We start from the raw sequence: 13,431 nt of genomic DNA, 5'->3' as shown, positions 1-13,431 counted from the left end.
CCCTTACAGTGCCGCCGGCGTCGACCCCTTGAGGTGCTTGAGGTCCACCGAGCGGGCCATCGCCTTGTAGCCCTCGTCGCTGGGGTGCAGATGGTCACCGGAGTCGTACTCGGCGCGCAGCCGGTTCGGCTGGGCCGGGTCGCGCAGCGCCTTGTCGAAGTCGACCACGTTGTCGTACACGTTTCCGGCCCGGATCTGGGCGTTCACCGCCTGGCGCACCTGGTCCATCCGGACCGAGTAGCCGCGGTGGCCGTAGAACGGGGTGAGCGTGGAGCCGGTGACCCGCAGGCCGCGTGCGTGGGCCTGCTTGACGACCTTGCGCATGCCCGCGACCAGCTTCGCGGGGTCCCACTGACGCGGCGTCTTGAAGAGGTCGTTCAGCCCGATCTCGACGATGACGGCCTGCACGCCGGAGCGGGAGAGCGCGTCGCGGTCCAGCCGGGTGAGCACGCTGGGGCCGTTGTTGGGGGAGTAGCGGCTGCCGTCGATCAGCAGGCGGTTGCCGCTGATGCCCTGGTTGAGGACGCCCAGGCGGGGCGCGCCGGGCTCCTCGCGCAGCCGCTCGGCCAGGAAGTCGGTCCAGCGGTGGTTGGCGCCCATGGTGGAGGTGATGCCGTCGGTGATCGAGTCGCCGATGACGACGACCGAGCCCTTGGCCTCGCGGCTCCACACGTCGACGCCGGTGAGGTAGCGCCAGTACGGGCTCTGCTCGGTGTACGCCGTGCCCGCGTCGTCCGCCGCCCGGTCGCCGCGCGCCAGGTAGGAGGTCTGGCGGGCGTACGGGTGGTAGGTGACGGGCCCGGAGGGGGCCGGGGAGTACGTGGTGACCAGCAGGTCCGCGTCGTGCGGCACGTCCAGCCGCACCGGGTCGCTCGTTATCGCGCCGCCGGCCGGGATGACGACGGAGGTGCGGTCACCGAAGCTCAGGCGGCGCATCGTGCCGGCCGCCGCGGAGGGGTTGTTCGGGGCCGCGGCCAGCGCGATCGTGGCATGGGTGATCGCCAGAGGCCGGGTGCCGTAGAGGTTGGAGAGCTGGATGCGGGCGCTGGAGCCGCCGACGCTGGTGTGGATCACGTTCCGTATCGACATGCCCGCGTACCCGTCCAGGGTGCCCGGCTCGGCGGCCGCCGCGGAGGCGGACCAGGTGCCGATCCACTGGCCGGAGACGGCGGGGGCCGCGGAGTTCGGATTGTGCGGATCGCTGCCGGTGCCGCCGCCGCTGCCGCCGACCCCGACGAAGATCGCGGTCGAGACGAGGACCACCACTGCCGCCAGGCCGGCGAGCAGGGCGTAACCCACACTTTTGGTCATGCGGGGGCGTTCTCCTGGAGAAGGCGGAGCCACTGGCTCCGGATGGGCAAGGGCAGCGTCTGATCAGCGGCGCCGTCGCACTCCGATCGATCCGTCATGATCCCATGTCGGCCGGTGCGGATGCCCGGCGGCTCCCTCCCGCCGAAGAGGCTGAGAGGCGTTGCGCTCGACCTGTGGGACGACGGGAACTCGTGGTTCGTTCCAGGAGCGGGACCAGGACTAGGTCACAGTTGGACATACACGGGGACGGGGCGAACGGATGGAGCGGATGGAACGGACGGAGACGGACGTGGCCGCCGGCGCGGAGGAGGCCCCCGCGGCCGGCGTCGCCACCGGCCCTGTGGCCGGTTTCACATTCAACGAGGCCGACGAGGAGAAGCGGCGCGGGGTGCGCCGCATGAAGACCCTCGCCACCTGTCTGCTGCTGGCCGTCGCCCTGGTGTACGCGCTGGCGAAGTGGGCGGGTGCGGCCGGGGCCGGCGGCTGGACGGGCTATGTGGCAGCGGCCGCCGAGGCCGGCATGGTCGGCGCGCTCGCCGACTGGTTCGCGGTGACCGCGCTGTTCCGGCGGCCGCTCGGGCTGCCCATCCCGCACACCGCGATCATCCCGACGAAGAAGGACCAGCTCGGCCGGAGCCTCGGCGACTTCGTCGGGGAGAACTTCCTCTCCGGCGAGGTCGTACGGCAGCGGCTGCGCAAGGTCGGCATCGGCAGCAGGCTCGGCCACTGGCTCGCCGATCCCGAGCACGCGGACCGGGTCACCGCCGAGCTGTCGACGGCGCTGCGCGGCGCGCTGACCGTGCTGCGCGACTCCGACGTACAGGCCGTGGTCGGCGAGGCGATCACCCGCCGCGCCGACGCGCAGGAGATCGCCCCCGGGCTCGGCACGATGCTGGAGAAGGTCGTCGCGGACGGCGGCCACACCCGGATGGTGGACCTGGTGTGCGCGCGGGCCCACGACTGGCTCGTCACGCACTCAGCGCCCGTCATGGCGGCGGTGGCCGGCGGCGCGCCCGGCTGGACTCCGCGCTTCGTGGACCGCAAGGTCGGCGACCGGGTCTACAAGGAGCTGCTGCGCTTCGTGACGGAGATGCGGGACATGCCGGACCATCCCGCGCGCGGCGCGCTGGACCGCTTCCTGACCGACTTCGCGGGCGACCTGCAGACCGATACGGACACCCGGGCGCGGGTGGAGCGGCTGAAGTCGGAGGTGCTGGGCCGCGGCGAGGTGCAGGACCTGATCGCCTCGGCGTGGGGCTCGGTGCGCGCGATGATGGTCGCGGCCGCCGAGGACGAGCGGAGCGAGCTGCGGCTGCGGGTGCGCGGCGCGCTGCTGTCGCTGGGCAAGCGGCTGGCCGCCGACGGCCGGCTGCAGGGCAAGGTCGACGGCTGGCTGGAGGGCGCGGCGGTGTACGTCGTCACGACGTACCGCGACGAGATCACGCTGCTGATCACGGACACGGTCGCGGGCTGGGACGCCGAGCACACCTCGAAGAAGATCGAGGCGCACATCGGCCGGGACCTGCAGTTCATCCGGATCAACGGCACGGTCGTGGGCGCGCTGGCGGGCCTGGTGATCTACACGGTGTCGCGGGCGGTGGGCGGCTGACCCGGGCGCAGGGCCGCTGACGTGGCGTCAGCACTCTGGGGATTGCTCTGGTGATTGCAGGGCGCAGGCCCTACCGTGCCCGCGTGCGGGAGCGGATACCGGTGGTGGTGCGACTGGTGTGGACGGCGGCGGAGCTGGCGGTGACCCTCGGCGCCGTCCTGGTCCTGCTCGTGGTCCACCAGCTCTGGTGGACCAACCAGGAGGCGCGGGCGGACGCGCGGCAGCGGGTGTCCCGGCTGGAGCGGCAGTGGCGGGCGCCCGCGCCGCGGCCCGGTCCCTCCGAGGCCCCGAGCGCCACGCCGACGGCGAAAGTTCCCCGCCCCGCTCCGGACCCGGCGTACGCCGTCCTCCGCATCCCCCGCCTCGGCGTCACCGCGCCCGTCGCGGAGGGGATCGGCAAGACCGGCGTGCTCGACAAGGGGTACGTGGGGCACTACCCGCGGACGGCGCAGCCCGGCCGCGCGGGGAACGTCGCGCTGGCCGGGCACCGCAACACCCACGGTGAGCCGTTCCGCCGCCTCGACCGGCTGCGGCCCGGCGACACCGTACGCATCGACACCGCCGGGGCCCGCTACACCTATGTCGTCGAGCGGACGCTGCCGCAGACCACGCCCGGTGACGGGACGGTGCTGGCGAGGATCCCGCACAGCTCCGTCCACCCCGGCCACCGCTACACGGCCCCCGGGTACTACCTCACCCTGACGACCTGCACGCCGGAGTACACCTCGACGTACCGGCTGGTGGTCTGGGGGCGGCTGGCGAGGGCCGAGCCGCGTTAGTACGAGTACGAGCCGGTTGCCGCGGCCGACTTGGTGATCTTCTTGCCGTCCGGGCCGACCGTGAACCAGGTGCCCTTCACGCCCTGTCCGTTGACGTCGCCGGGCGCCTTGTCCCCCTTGAACAGGTACATCGGCCAGCAGTCCACGGCCAGTTGCTCGGTGCCGTCGGGGCGCTTGACGGTCGTGATCAGCTTGGCCGCCACCCCCTCGATCTTGCTCTTGTCGGCCGGTTTCGCGGGTTTCCAGGTGTCCAGGCAGGCGCCGGTGCAGGCGAACTTCATCGGCCAGGGGCTGTCCTTGGTGAAGCGGTACAGGGTGCGGCCCTTGCCGTCGACGATGATCTTCCCGAGCATCGCGTTGTCGGCGACCGAGACGTCCGCCCCGGGCGCGGCGGGGGGCTTCTGCGGGGCCGCCTCGCCGGCCTTGCCGCCGTCCGCCGCCAGCGCGTGCCAGACGCCGCCGACGTCCTGGCCCTTGGTATCCCCGGGCCCGGTGTCCTTGGCGTACCGGTACACCGGCCAGCCGCCGAGCGTGAGCTGCTTGCCGCCGTCGGCGCGGGTGACCGAGCCGAGGTCGGCCGCGTTGATGCCGGCGGCGGCCTTGGCGTCGGCCGCGGGGACCGGCGGCCAGGTCGAGGCGCAGTCGCCGGCGCAGGCGGACTTCGGCGGCTTGGCGGTGTCCTTGTCGAAGCGGTACAGGGTCACGCCCTGACCGTCGGTGACGATCTTGCCCAGCCCCGGCGCCTCCTTGAGGGCGAGGGTCTTGGCGGCCGCGCCCAGCCCGCCGGCCGCGGCGCCACCGGCCGAGTCCTTGCCGTATCCGCCGCCCTTGTCCGACCCCGACCCGTAGTCGTAGCCGGAGCCGTTGTCGGAGGCGCTTTGGCCGGCGGGCTGGACCCGGTCGCCGGCGGACGACGCGTAGTCCTTGCCGCCGCAGGCGGTGGTCAGGGCGAGTACGGCGAGCGCGGTGAGCGCGAGGCCCGCTTGGCGGCGGTTGACCGAGGCGGCTCGGGTGTTCATGGGGATCTCCTTCGGTGGGGGCGGCGGAGGTGCCGTCGGGACGGGGATACGGACCGGGATACGGGAGGCGGGGCGGCCGCCGTTCAACGCCTGCGGAAGTTGTCACTTCACGTCAAAAGACGGTGTACGGCGGGCAGTACAAGGGCGGAGGCGGATCGGCGTACGTCCGTTCGGGATCAGCCGGCGGCGGGCCGGAGGCGGAGGGCCAGCGCCGGGCAGCGGCGTACGGCGAGCCGGGCACGGCGGCGCATACGGGCGGGCAACGCCATGGCCGACTGCTGCGGGTAGCCGTCCGGGCCGAGCCGGACGACACCGGGCGCGAGGTCCGCACACAGGCCGTGGCCCCGGCACAGGGTCCAGTCCACGACCAGGTGCTCGTCCGGCGCGGCTGCGGGGACCCGGGCGGCGGGCGGCGCGGCGCTTCCGGGGAGCGGCAGGGCGCCCAGGACCGGGCGGCCGCAGCCGCCGCCGTACGCGTGCGCGGCGAACTCCCCGGGGAACGCGGCCTGCGCGGAGGCGACGAACCGGGACGTGCCGTCGGGGTGGCCGCACGCGCCGCGCCGCGCGACGGCCCGGGACCGGTCCCGTACGGCGGCCAGGGCGCGCTCGCCGCCGCCGCGCACCACCGCCTCCAGCGCGTCGGCGAGCGCGGGCAGGCCCAGCGCGCACGGGCCGCACTGGCCGGCCGACTCCCCGGCCAGCCAGCGCGCCACCGCGGCGGCCTCACCGGCCGGGCAGGTGCCCTCGGGGAGCGGGAGCACGGCGCCCGCGCCCAGGACCGCGCCGTGCGCGGCGAGCGCGGCACGGTCGAGCGTGACGGTGCGCGCGGCGGCCGGGGAGAGGAACGTGCCGTGGTAGCCGCCGATCAGCACGCCCTGGCCCGGACCGGTGCCGCAGTGCTCCAGTACACGGGCGAGCGGCACGCCGGTGGGGGCCTCCAGGACGCGGGTGCCGGCGACGGTCAGCAGGAGGGTGCCCGGCTCGTCGGGCACGCCCACCCGGCGGTACCCGAGCGCGCCCAGCCGGGCGGCGACGGCGAGCTGGGCGTATGTCTCGGTGTTGGACAGCAGCGTGGGCAGACCGCCGAGGCCGCGCTCGCTGGACCGGACCTTGCGCCCGGAGGGCAGGCCGGGGCCGCCGTCCAGACCGTCGACGAGAGCCGAGCCCTCGCCGGTGACGAACCGCTCCGGCAGGCGGGTCACGCGTAATTCCACGGACAGCGGGCCGAGTTCGGCGACCGCCCGGCGCACCGAGTCCGCCACGTCGGGCCGGGTCACCCCGACGGCGACCTGCTGCGCGCCGAGCGCCCGCGCGGCCAGCAGCGCACCGTCCAGCACGAGGTGCGGCGCGTAGAGCAGCAGCGCGGTGTCCTTCAGGCAGCCCGGCTCGCCCTCGGTGCCGTTGACGACGACCGCGGTACGGCTCCCGGTGCGGCGCCCCGCGGCCAGGACGGCCGTCAGCTTCCGAGCGAAGGGGAAGCCGGCGCCGCCGCGGCCGCGGAGTCCGATGTTTTCGGAGAGCGCTACGAGTTCGGCGGCGGGTAGTGCGCCGGGCAGGCTGCCGTGTGTGGCCAGATGGGGCACGCGGTCGAGCCGTGTGGCGTCGCCGTACGGGGTGGCGACGCCTGCCAGGAGGCGGGACGGCCACGGGGGCGGGACTGCTGCTTCGATGCCGGGTGCAGCGTCGTTGTGGCTGGTCGCGCAGTTCCCCGCGCCCCTGAGAGGCGCCCTCACGGGCGCCGTCCAGGGGTGCGCAGCCGGTATGCCAGGGTCGCGGCCGCGGCCGTCACGCACACGGCGTAGGCGGTGGTTACCCAGCCATCCGACGGGCGGCCCGCGCGCAGGCCGTGCACCAGGGCCGCGCCCCAGGCGAGGTACGCGGCCATGTGCAAGGCGCGCCACCAGCGGGCGGAGGACCGGCCGGTGAACGCGGTGCGGGCCGCGCCGGTCACCGCTACCGCGAGGAACGCATAACCGGCCAGCGTGCCCAGGCCGATCAGTACAGGCCGGGCGCCGTCGGCGAACGGCAGCGCGGCGGCCCGGCCGGTGGTCTGCCCGCGCGCCACCTTCACCCCGATGTGCAGCGCGAGGAAGCCGAGCCCGGCCACGCACGTGCCCCGGTGCACGGCCTGGGCCAGCAACCGGTGTCCGGAGGCCAGCACCCGCCGGTCGGTGGCGGCCAGGCCCCACAGCACGGTGCCGGTCAGCGCGACCAGGGCGAGCACCCCGGCCCCGAAGTCCAGGAAGTCCGCCGCCCGGGCGGCCGCGCCGGAGCGCAGCAGGAGGGCCAGGAAGAGCAGGAGGGCGGCGGGGAGCGCGGGGCGCAGCGGGAGCCGTCTCGCGGAGCGCGGAGCGGAATTCGGGCGGTGGCGGGTGCGCGGACCTGGCGCGGGCATCGGGCCTCCACGGAATTCGAGCGGAAGAATATGTAACGCCCAAGAAAAGGCGGGGAATTGCCGTACGTTCCGGCGGTGATGTGTGCGGCAGCATCGCGGACGCGTCCGGGGCCTTCCGGACCTTTATCGCGCTGTGACAAATTCCTGCACCGGCATCGCCGTCGCCGTGCCCGGTGCGGATGATGCCGACTCAGGCACTGACCCTCAGGCCCTGGCTCTCCGACACAACGGCCGTATCCCAGCCGCCCCCCGACGGCAGGAACGAGGTAGCGATGTGTGATCTCCTGAACCGCATCTGGTCACGCCCCCGAGGTGAGTGGACCCGGGTTCTGCGAAAGGAACTCCCGTCGCTCGCCGAAAAGGTGGTGGAAGAGCTGCGCATCGCTTTTCCCGCCTTTTCCGCCCTTCTCGCGGAATCACCCAGAGAAGAATCGGCCCAATGGGCCATGGAACAGGCCCTGTTGACCTCGCTCGGTTACCAGGAGCGGACGGAGTGCGAACGCCGCCCGGCCGGACTGGTCATCACGCCGATGCCGGTGTCCCGCGCCCGGCAGGTCCTCTTCACCGCGCTCGCCGGGCAGCGCCCGCTGTCGCCCGCCGCGCTCGCCGAACCGGCCCGGTGCGCCGGCTGGCCCGTACCGGCCGCCCTGCGGGCCGTCGTCCTCGGCTCCGCCGCCGAGGCCCCGCAACTGGCCGCGGCGCTGGGCGACGCGCTGATCGGCACCGTCGACGGCGACACCTGCCTCTTCGTGCCCGACCCGGACACCCAGACCCGGCCCCGGCTGGAGGCCGCGCTCAAGGGCCGCCCGGCGGCGGTCGGGCACACCGTGCCGGTGGCCGACGCCGCGTCCTCACTGCGCTGGGCCCGCGCGCTGCTCGCCTTCGGGCCGGCGCGCGGCGGGCCCGATGTGCGCCCGGTGTTCGTCGACGACCATCTCTCGGCGCTGCTGCTCCTGCAGGACGAGTCGCTGACCAGGGCGCTGGCCTCGCGCCGGCTCGGCCCGCTGGACGAGCTGACGCCCCGGCAGAGCGAGCGCCTGGAGGTCACGCTGCTGGCCTGGCTGGAGGGCGGCGGCGCGCCCGAGGCGGCGAAGGTGCTCCAGGTGCACCCGCAGACCGTGCGGTACCGGCTGCGCCAGATCGAGAAGCTCTTCGGCCCCGAGCTGCGGGATCCGCGCACCCGCTTCGAGCTGGAGATGGCGCTGCGCAGCCGGCGGCTGCTGGCCCACGTACGGCGGTACCGCTCCCGGACCGGGCGCCGGGCCCGGCCGGTGACCTCCGGCGTCCGCCCGCTGGGCGTCGCCAGGGAGGCGCGGGTGAACGGCCTCTGATCCGCCGTGCGTCGGCGCCCCACGGCGGCGGCCCCGGACCACACCAGGTCCGGGGCCGCCGCACGCACTCGGGCGCCCTCGCTCAGCCGCAGTCGCGGCCGCCGTTGATGCACTTGACCGCCTTGTTCATCAGCCGCTCCGGCATGACGTTGATGAAGTCGCCGTGGTCGGTGACCGGCTTGTGGAGCTGCTCGGGGAAGCTGTCCACCGCGAACTGCTCACCGGCCGGCACGTCGTAGGTGATCTTCTCCTGGAGCTGCGGGATGGCGCGGAACCCGGCCGGGCAGGAGCCGTCCTGCTGCGCGAACGCCACGTGCGTACGGTGGTTGGCGCTGTCGGTGTTCTGCCCGTCCCAGCAGCTCTGGAAGTTGAAGGTACGGACGACGTCCGCGCCGTTGGGGCAGATCGGGTACTTGTCCTTGAGCTGCCGGTCCTCGAAGCCCACGCAGCTCCAGGAGGCGTTGGCGTTGGCGGGCCCGTTGGTGAACGCCTTGGCGTCCCCGGTGATGATGCGCAGGAAGCGCGGCATCGCGGTCACGTCACCGGCCTGGCTGCCGCTGAAGGTGAGCTTGACGTCGGACGGGGTGAGGACCGAGCCCACGTTGCCGTCGTGGCCCGCGCCCGGCTTGTGCTCCGAGGTGCCGTCCAGGGTGCGCAGGACGGGCCAGTAGTACGTGGACAGGTCGCCGTTGCCGCAGGTGGTGCCGGACGCGGCCAGGCTCTGGTCGGTGGAGAAGGCGTCGGTGGTCTCGTTGCCGACGTAGTCGTGGGTGTGGTGGGCGCCGTTGCTGACGCCCGGCGTCACGATGACGTTGTCGGAGTTGAAGTGGCCCTCCTCGTTGGTACCGCACTCGGAGACGAACGTGCCGGTCGAGGCGCCGTCGCCCTGCGGCGGCTGCTGGGCGTTGGGCTGGACGGACCGGATGTCGGCGAAGTCGTCGGGGGAGGGACCACCGGGCGGCTGCTCCTGCGCGCCGCCGTCCTGCCCCTGCTGGGCGGCGTCTCCTTGACCTTGCTGGGCGCCGTCCTGCCCCTGCTGCGCCGCGTCGCCTTGGCCTTGCTGCGCGTCGTCCTGCCCTTGCTGGGCCGCGTCTCCTTCACCCTGCTGCTCGCCCACCGATATGGCCTGCCCCGTGGGCTTCATCTTGCAGGCGCTCATCTTCAGCAGGGCGTCGGGGCGGGGCGCCGACCGGCCGATGGCGTCGGCCATCGCCCCGATCGTCTTCTCGCGCTGCTGCCGGAGCTGCTGGAGCATCGCGTCCGTTTTGCCGCCGCGCCCGCCCGCCGTCATCTTCTCGTACGCCGTCGCCACCTGTCGGTCCAGCGCGGCGAGCCCGCGGGAGACCGGTAGTTGGGCACCGCGCGGCACCTGGCGCAGCCGGTCGCCGACGTCCGGGCAGGACACGGTCGAGGCCACGGCCGCCGGGCCGCTGCGCTGCGCCGGGCCGTCCTCGTCCGCGCCGTCGGCCGAGGCGCCGGCGGCGATCAGCGCGGTCCCGCCGCCGCCGAGCAGCAGCGCGGCTGCCGCGGCCACCAGGCGGGTGGTCAGGCGCGAGCGTTTATGGGCCTGTGGAGTCATGCGATCACTTCGCTTCGTGGGGAGTTGCGTGGGGAGTGGTAGGCAGTGGTGGGGAGAGTGAGGTGGGGGTGCGGCCGCGTGTTCGGGGAAACGTACGGCTGCCGGGGCCGGGCCGTCGCCAGGTTGCCGAAGTCGACCAGGCCGGTACCTTCCAGGACCGTGATGTGGTCCAGGACGACCGCATTCGTACGAGTGGCCAGCCGTCGCACCATCGTGTTGCGGCTCTGCGCCCGGACGAGCGCGACGAGTCCGAAGACCTTGCCGTGCGCGCGGCGCAGCAGTTGGGCGAAGAGCCGGTCGAAGTCCTGGCCGCGCGCCGAGTCCAACTGCCCGAGCCAGCCCTGCTGCTGCGGGGTGGGCTCGTCCGGCAGCGATACGCCCAGGTCACGTGCGGTCTGGACGGAGAGCCGGTCCAGTTCGGTGTGGCCGGCCACGAGGTGGTCGCCCGCGGTCCGCACGGCCTTCCGCGTACCGCGTTCCCGCGCCTGGCTCCCCGCGGGCAGCTCCCACAGCCCGGCGAGCCGTACCTTGCGCACGAAGTCCCGGTCCATGGGGGTGAGCAGGCCGTACGGGGTGCGGACGGTGCCGCCGCCGTCGTCCTCCCAGCCGGCGGCCGCGGCGGCCGTCGAGGTGTTCTGGCCGAAGAGCTGGACGGGCAGCAGCAGCGCGACGAGCGTGGCCACGAGGGCGGCGACGATCAGCCCGGTGGCGAGCGTTCGCGCGGGGACGGCGGAGAGCCGGCCGGCGATGGAGCGCACACGAAACCTCCCGGTCGGTCCGGTGGGGACGCCTCGGACGCTAGGCCGGTGCGGGGCGGCGGAACGCGGGGTTCGCGCGCCTGGACAAGAAAACGCCGGGACGGCGCGTGCGCTGCTACGGTGCGGCGCTCAGCCTGTGCACGACGCTGTGCACGGTGCCGTGCATGGCGCTGTGTACGGTGCCGTGCATGGCGCTGTGTACGGGGACGGCGCCGTGCACGGCGCGCCGCTCAGCCCGCGTACAGCGCCTCGATCTCCGTCGCGTACGCCCGCTCGATCGCCGCCCGGCGCAGCTTCAGCGAGGGCGTCACCAGGCCGTCGGCGACGCTGAACTCGCCGGGCAGGATGCGGAAGGCGCGGATGGACTCGGCGCGCGAGACCGAGGCGTTGGCGACCGCGACCGCCCGCTGGACCGCCGCCCGGACGCCTTCCTCCGGCGGGTCGCCGGGGCGCGCGTCCTCCAGCCCGCCGCGGTAGCGCCGCCAGTGCGCCAGCGCCTCGGGGTCCAGGGTGATCAGCGCCGCGACGTAGGGCCGGTTGTCGCCGACCACCAGGCACTGCGAGACCAGCGGGTGCGCGCGTACCCGCTCCTCCAGGCCGAGCGGGGCGACGCTCTTGCCGCCGCTGGTGATGATGATGTCCTTCTTGCGGCCGGTGATCACGAGGTAGCCGTCCTCGTCCAGGTGCCCCAGGTCGCCGGTGGCGAGCCAGCCGTCGTGCGGCGAGGTCCCGTGCTCGTCGACGTACCCGGCGAAGACCACGTCACCGCGCACCCACACCTCGCCGTCCTGGGCGATCCGTACCGCACAGCCGGGCAGCGGCCGCCCGACCGTACCGAACCGCACCCGCCCCGGCGGGCAGGCGGTGATCGCTCCGCTCGTCTCGCTGAGGCCGTACCCGTCGTAGACGGTCAGGCCGGCCCCGGCGAAGATCCGCCCCAGGTCGGCGCGGAGCGGCGACCCGCCCGAGACGGCGTTGCGCACCCGCCCGCCCAGCACCCCGCGGACGCGCCCGTACACCAGCCGTTCGTACACCGCGTGCCGGGCGCGCAGGGCCGGTCCCGGGCCGTGGCCGTGGCCCTGCTCGCGGCGCTCGACGGCGCGCGCGTACCGCAGCGCGGTGGCCGTCGCGACGTCGAACATCCGCAGCCGGCCGGCCTCTTCGGCGGCCCGGCGCGCGGTGTCGTAGATCTTCTCGAAGACGTACGGGACGCCGAAGAGGAAGGTGGGCCGGAAGGACGCGAGCGCGGGCAGCAGGGCCTGCGGGGTCAGCTCGGGCTCGTGGCCGAGCAGGATGCCGCCGCGCAGGCAGGCGACCTGGACCATCAGCCCGTAACTGTGCGCGAGCGGCAGGAACGCCAGGACCGACGGCTGGGTGCCGGGCGGCCCGGTGAGCCGGCCCCAGCCCGCGAGTAGCGTGTCGCACTCGGCGGCGAGGTTGCCGTGGGTGATCACGCAGCCGCGCGGCCGTCCGGTGGTGCCGGAGGTCTGGACGACCGCCGCGGTGTCCCGCGGCGTGACGGCCCGGCGCAGCCGGTGCACCTCGGCGTCGGGCAGATGCCCGCCGAGCCCGCTGAGCAGGCCGACGCAGTCCTGGTCCAGTTGCCAGACGCGGCGCAGCCGGCGGTCGGCGCCGCAGGCCGCCGCCACGGTCATGGCGTGCTGCTCGTGCTCGATGACGATGGTGTCGGCCTCGGTGGCGGCCAGCAGCGCGCGGAGCTGTTCGGTGGAGGCGGTGGGGTAGACGGGGACGAGCTGCGCGCCGAGCGACCACACCGCGTAGCTGAAGAGCGTCCACTCGTACCGGGTCCTGGACATCACCGCGACCCGGTCGCCGGGCCGCAGGCCGTCCGCGAGCAGCCCCTTGGCCAGCGCCAGCACCTCGGCGCGGAAGGCGGCGGCGGACACGTGGTGCCAGCGGCCGGGGTCCGCGGGGTCCCGGCGGGCGAGCTGGGCGAGCGCGGGCACCCGGTCGGCCAGGTCGTGGACGGTGTCGGCGAGGCCGCCGGTACGGGCCGCGGTCACCAGGGCGGGCGTGCTGACGTCGCGCACCACACCTCCCTCGTACGTCCCGGCCGTACGGCCGGGAGGGACGCAAGTTACCCGCTGGTGGCCCTACTGCACAGATCCCTGGTTACTCTTGAGCGGAAGAGGACAGAACCGAGCGGTTTTTGCGCACTCGGGCGGGAAGAACCGAGCGGGGGAGAGGAGAGCACGTATGCGGCGCATCGCCGATGCCTGGCGGCTGTACGTCGGCGCGCTCCTGTTCCTCCTGGCCGGCGTGCTGCTCACGCAGAGCGGCCTGACCTCGGCCCTGACCGCCGCCGCGACCACCGCGGCCGTCCTCCTCCTCTGCCGCGCGGTGCTCGTCGCCACGCTGGCCGGGCCCGCCCCGCCGGGCCGGGTCCGCACCGCCATCCGGGACCGGGAACGCCGTACGGCCTTCCTGCCCCAGCGCGATCCCGACGCCGCGGGCCGCCCGCGGCCCAGGGCACCCGGCCGCCGTCTGCCGACGGCCGCGTAGGCGCGCAGGCGCGCGCTCTTCTTCTCCGCGTACGGCTCCGCCACGCGGCTCGTCACACCGAAATCCGCATTGCCGAATTCAGCATTGCTTTCTTTCCGGTACTGACGAGACCCCCGGAGGGCTCACC

General features: G+C 74.1%; 11 protein-coding genes. 4 read left to right on the top strand and 7 right to left on the bottom strand.

Translation table 11 applies throughout. From position 1 onward, the window contains the following. Positions 1–3: 3 nt before the first annotated feature. Complete coding sequence (locus tag IG84_RS0128740; protein ID WP_031063162.1) at positions 4–1,311, bottom strand: SGNH/GDSL hydrolase family protein; 1,308 nt, start codon at positions 1,309–1,311, stop codon at positions 4–6. A 259-nt stretch (positions 1,312–1,570) separates the two neighbouring features. Between IG84_RS0128740 and IG84_RS0128735 the strand changes: the two genes are divergently transcribed. Together IG84_RS0128735 and IG84_RS0128730 are read left to right on the top strand one after the other, a co-directional pair. Next, the gene (locus IG84_RS0128735; protein ID WP_031063160.1) at positions 1,571–2,920 is read left to right on the top strand and encodes a DUF445 domain-containing protein; all 1,350 of its coding nucleotides are present in this window, start codon (positions 1,571–1,573) and stop codon (positions 2,918–2,920) included. A gap of 83 nt (positions 2,921–3,003) precedes the next feature. Continuing rightward, on the top strand, positions 3,004–3,699 hold the full coding sequence (locus tag IG84_RS0128730) for a class E sortase (protein WP_051862535.1): 696 nt from the start codon (positions 3,004–3,006) through the stop codon (positions 3,697–3,699). Here IG84_RS0128730 and IG84_RS0128725 read toward each other — a convergent pair. The 3 genes from IG84_RS0128725 to IG84_RS0128715 all read right to left on the bottom strand — a co-directional run bounded on the left by IG84_RS0128725 (position 3,696) and on the right by IG84_RS0128715 (position 7,113). Beyond that, positions 3,696–4,718, bottom strand: a complete 1,023-nt coding sequence (locus tag IG84_RS0128725; protein WP_031063154.1) for an SCO0930 family lipoprotein — start codon at positions 4,716–4,718, stop codon at positions 3,696–3,698. The genes IG84_RS0128730 and IG84_RS0128725 overlap by 4 nt on opposite strands. Before the next feature lie 176 nt (positions 4,719–4,894). After that, entirely contained in the window at positions 4,895–6,451 is a 1,557-nt protein-coding gene (locus tag IG84_RS0128720) for an NADH-ubiquinone oxidoreductase-F iron-sulfur binding region domain-containing protein (protein ID WP_342668470.1), read from the bottom strand. Then, on the bottom strand, positions 6,448–7,113 hold the full coding sequence (locus IG84_RS0128715) for a hypothetical protein (RefSeq protein ID WP_245659631.1): 666 nt from the start codon (positions 7,111–7,113) through the stop codon (positions 6,448–6,450). The genes IG84_RS0128720 and IG84_RS0128715 overlap by 4 nt, the downstream gene beginning before the upstream one ends. Positions 7,114–7,559: 446 nt before the next feature. Between IG84_RS0128715 and IG84_RS0128710 the strand changes: the two genes are divergently transcribed. Further along, positions 7,560–8,444, top strand: a complete 885-nt coding sequence (locus tag IG84_RS0128710) for a PucR family transcriptional regulator (protein ID WP_342668469.1) — start codon at positions 7,560–7,562, stop codon at positions 8,442–8,444. Between the two features lie 82 nt (positions 8,445–8,526). Here IG84_RS0128710 and IG84_RS0128705 read toward each other — a convergent pair whose 3' ends face one another. The 3 genes from IG84_RS0128705 to IG84_RS0128690 form a co-directional block, all read right to left on the bottom strand. Next, positions 8,527–10,023, bottom strand: coding sequence for a DUF1996 domain-containing protein (locus IG84_RS0128705; protein WP_031063143.1), 1,497 nt, complete (start codon positions 10,021–10,023; stop codon positions 8,527–8,529). Then, positions 10,020–10,781, bottom strand: coding sequence for a DUF4142 domain-containing protein (locus IG84_RS0128700; RefSeq protein ID WP_078649490.1), 762 nt, complete (start codon positions 10,779–10,781; stop codon positions 10,020–10,022). Before IG84_RS0128700 ends, IG84_RS0128705 begins: the two co-directional genes overlap by 4 nt. Positions 10,782–11,011: 230 nt before the next feature. Further along, positions 11,012–12,832, bottom strand: a complete 1,821-nt coding sequence (locus IG84_RS0128690) for an AMP-dependent synthetase/ligase (protein ID WP_031063137.1) — start codon at positions 12,830–12,832, stop codon at positions 11,012–11,014. A 166-nt stretch (positions 12,833–12,998) separates the two neighbouring features. Here IG84_RS0128690 and IG84_RS0128685 point away from each other — a divergent pair, with 166 nt between their 5' ends. Next, on the top strand, positions 12,999–13,304 hold the full coding sequence (locus IG84_RS0128685; protein WP_031063134.1) for a DUF6412 domain-containing protein: 306 nt from the start codon (positions 12,999–13,001) through the stop codon (positions 13,302–13,304). Positions 13,305–13,431: the final 127 nt, after the last annotated feature.

The organism is Streptomyces ochraceiscleroticus, from assembly GCF_000720485.1.
Taxonomy (GTDB): domain Bacteria; phylum Actinomycetota; class Actinomycetes; order Streptomycetales; family Streptomycetaceae; genus Streptomyces; species Streptomyces ochraceiscleroticus.
This window is presented reverse-complemented; position numbering and strand designations above follow the sequence as displayed.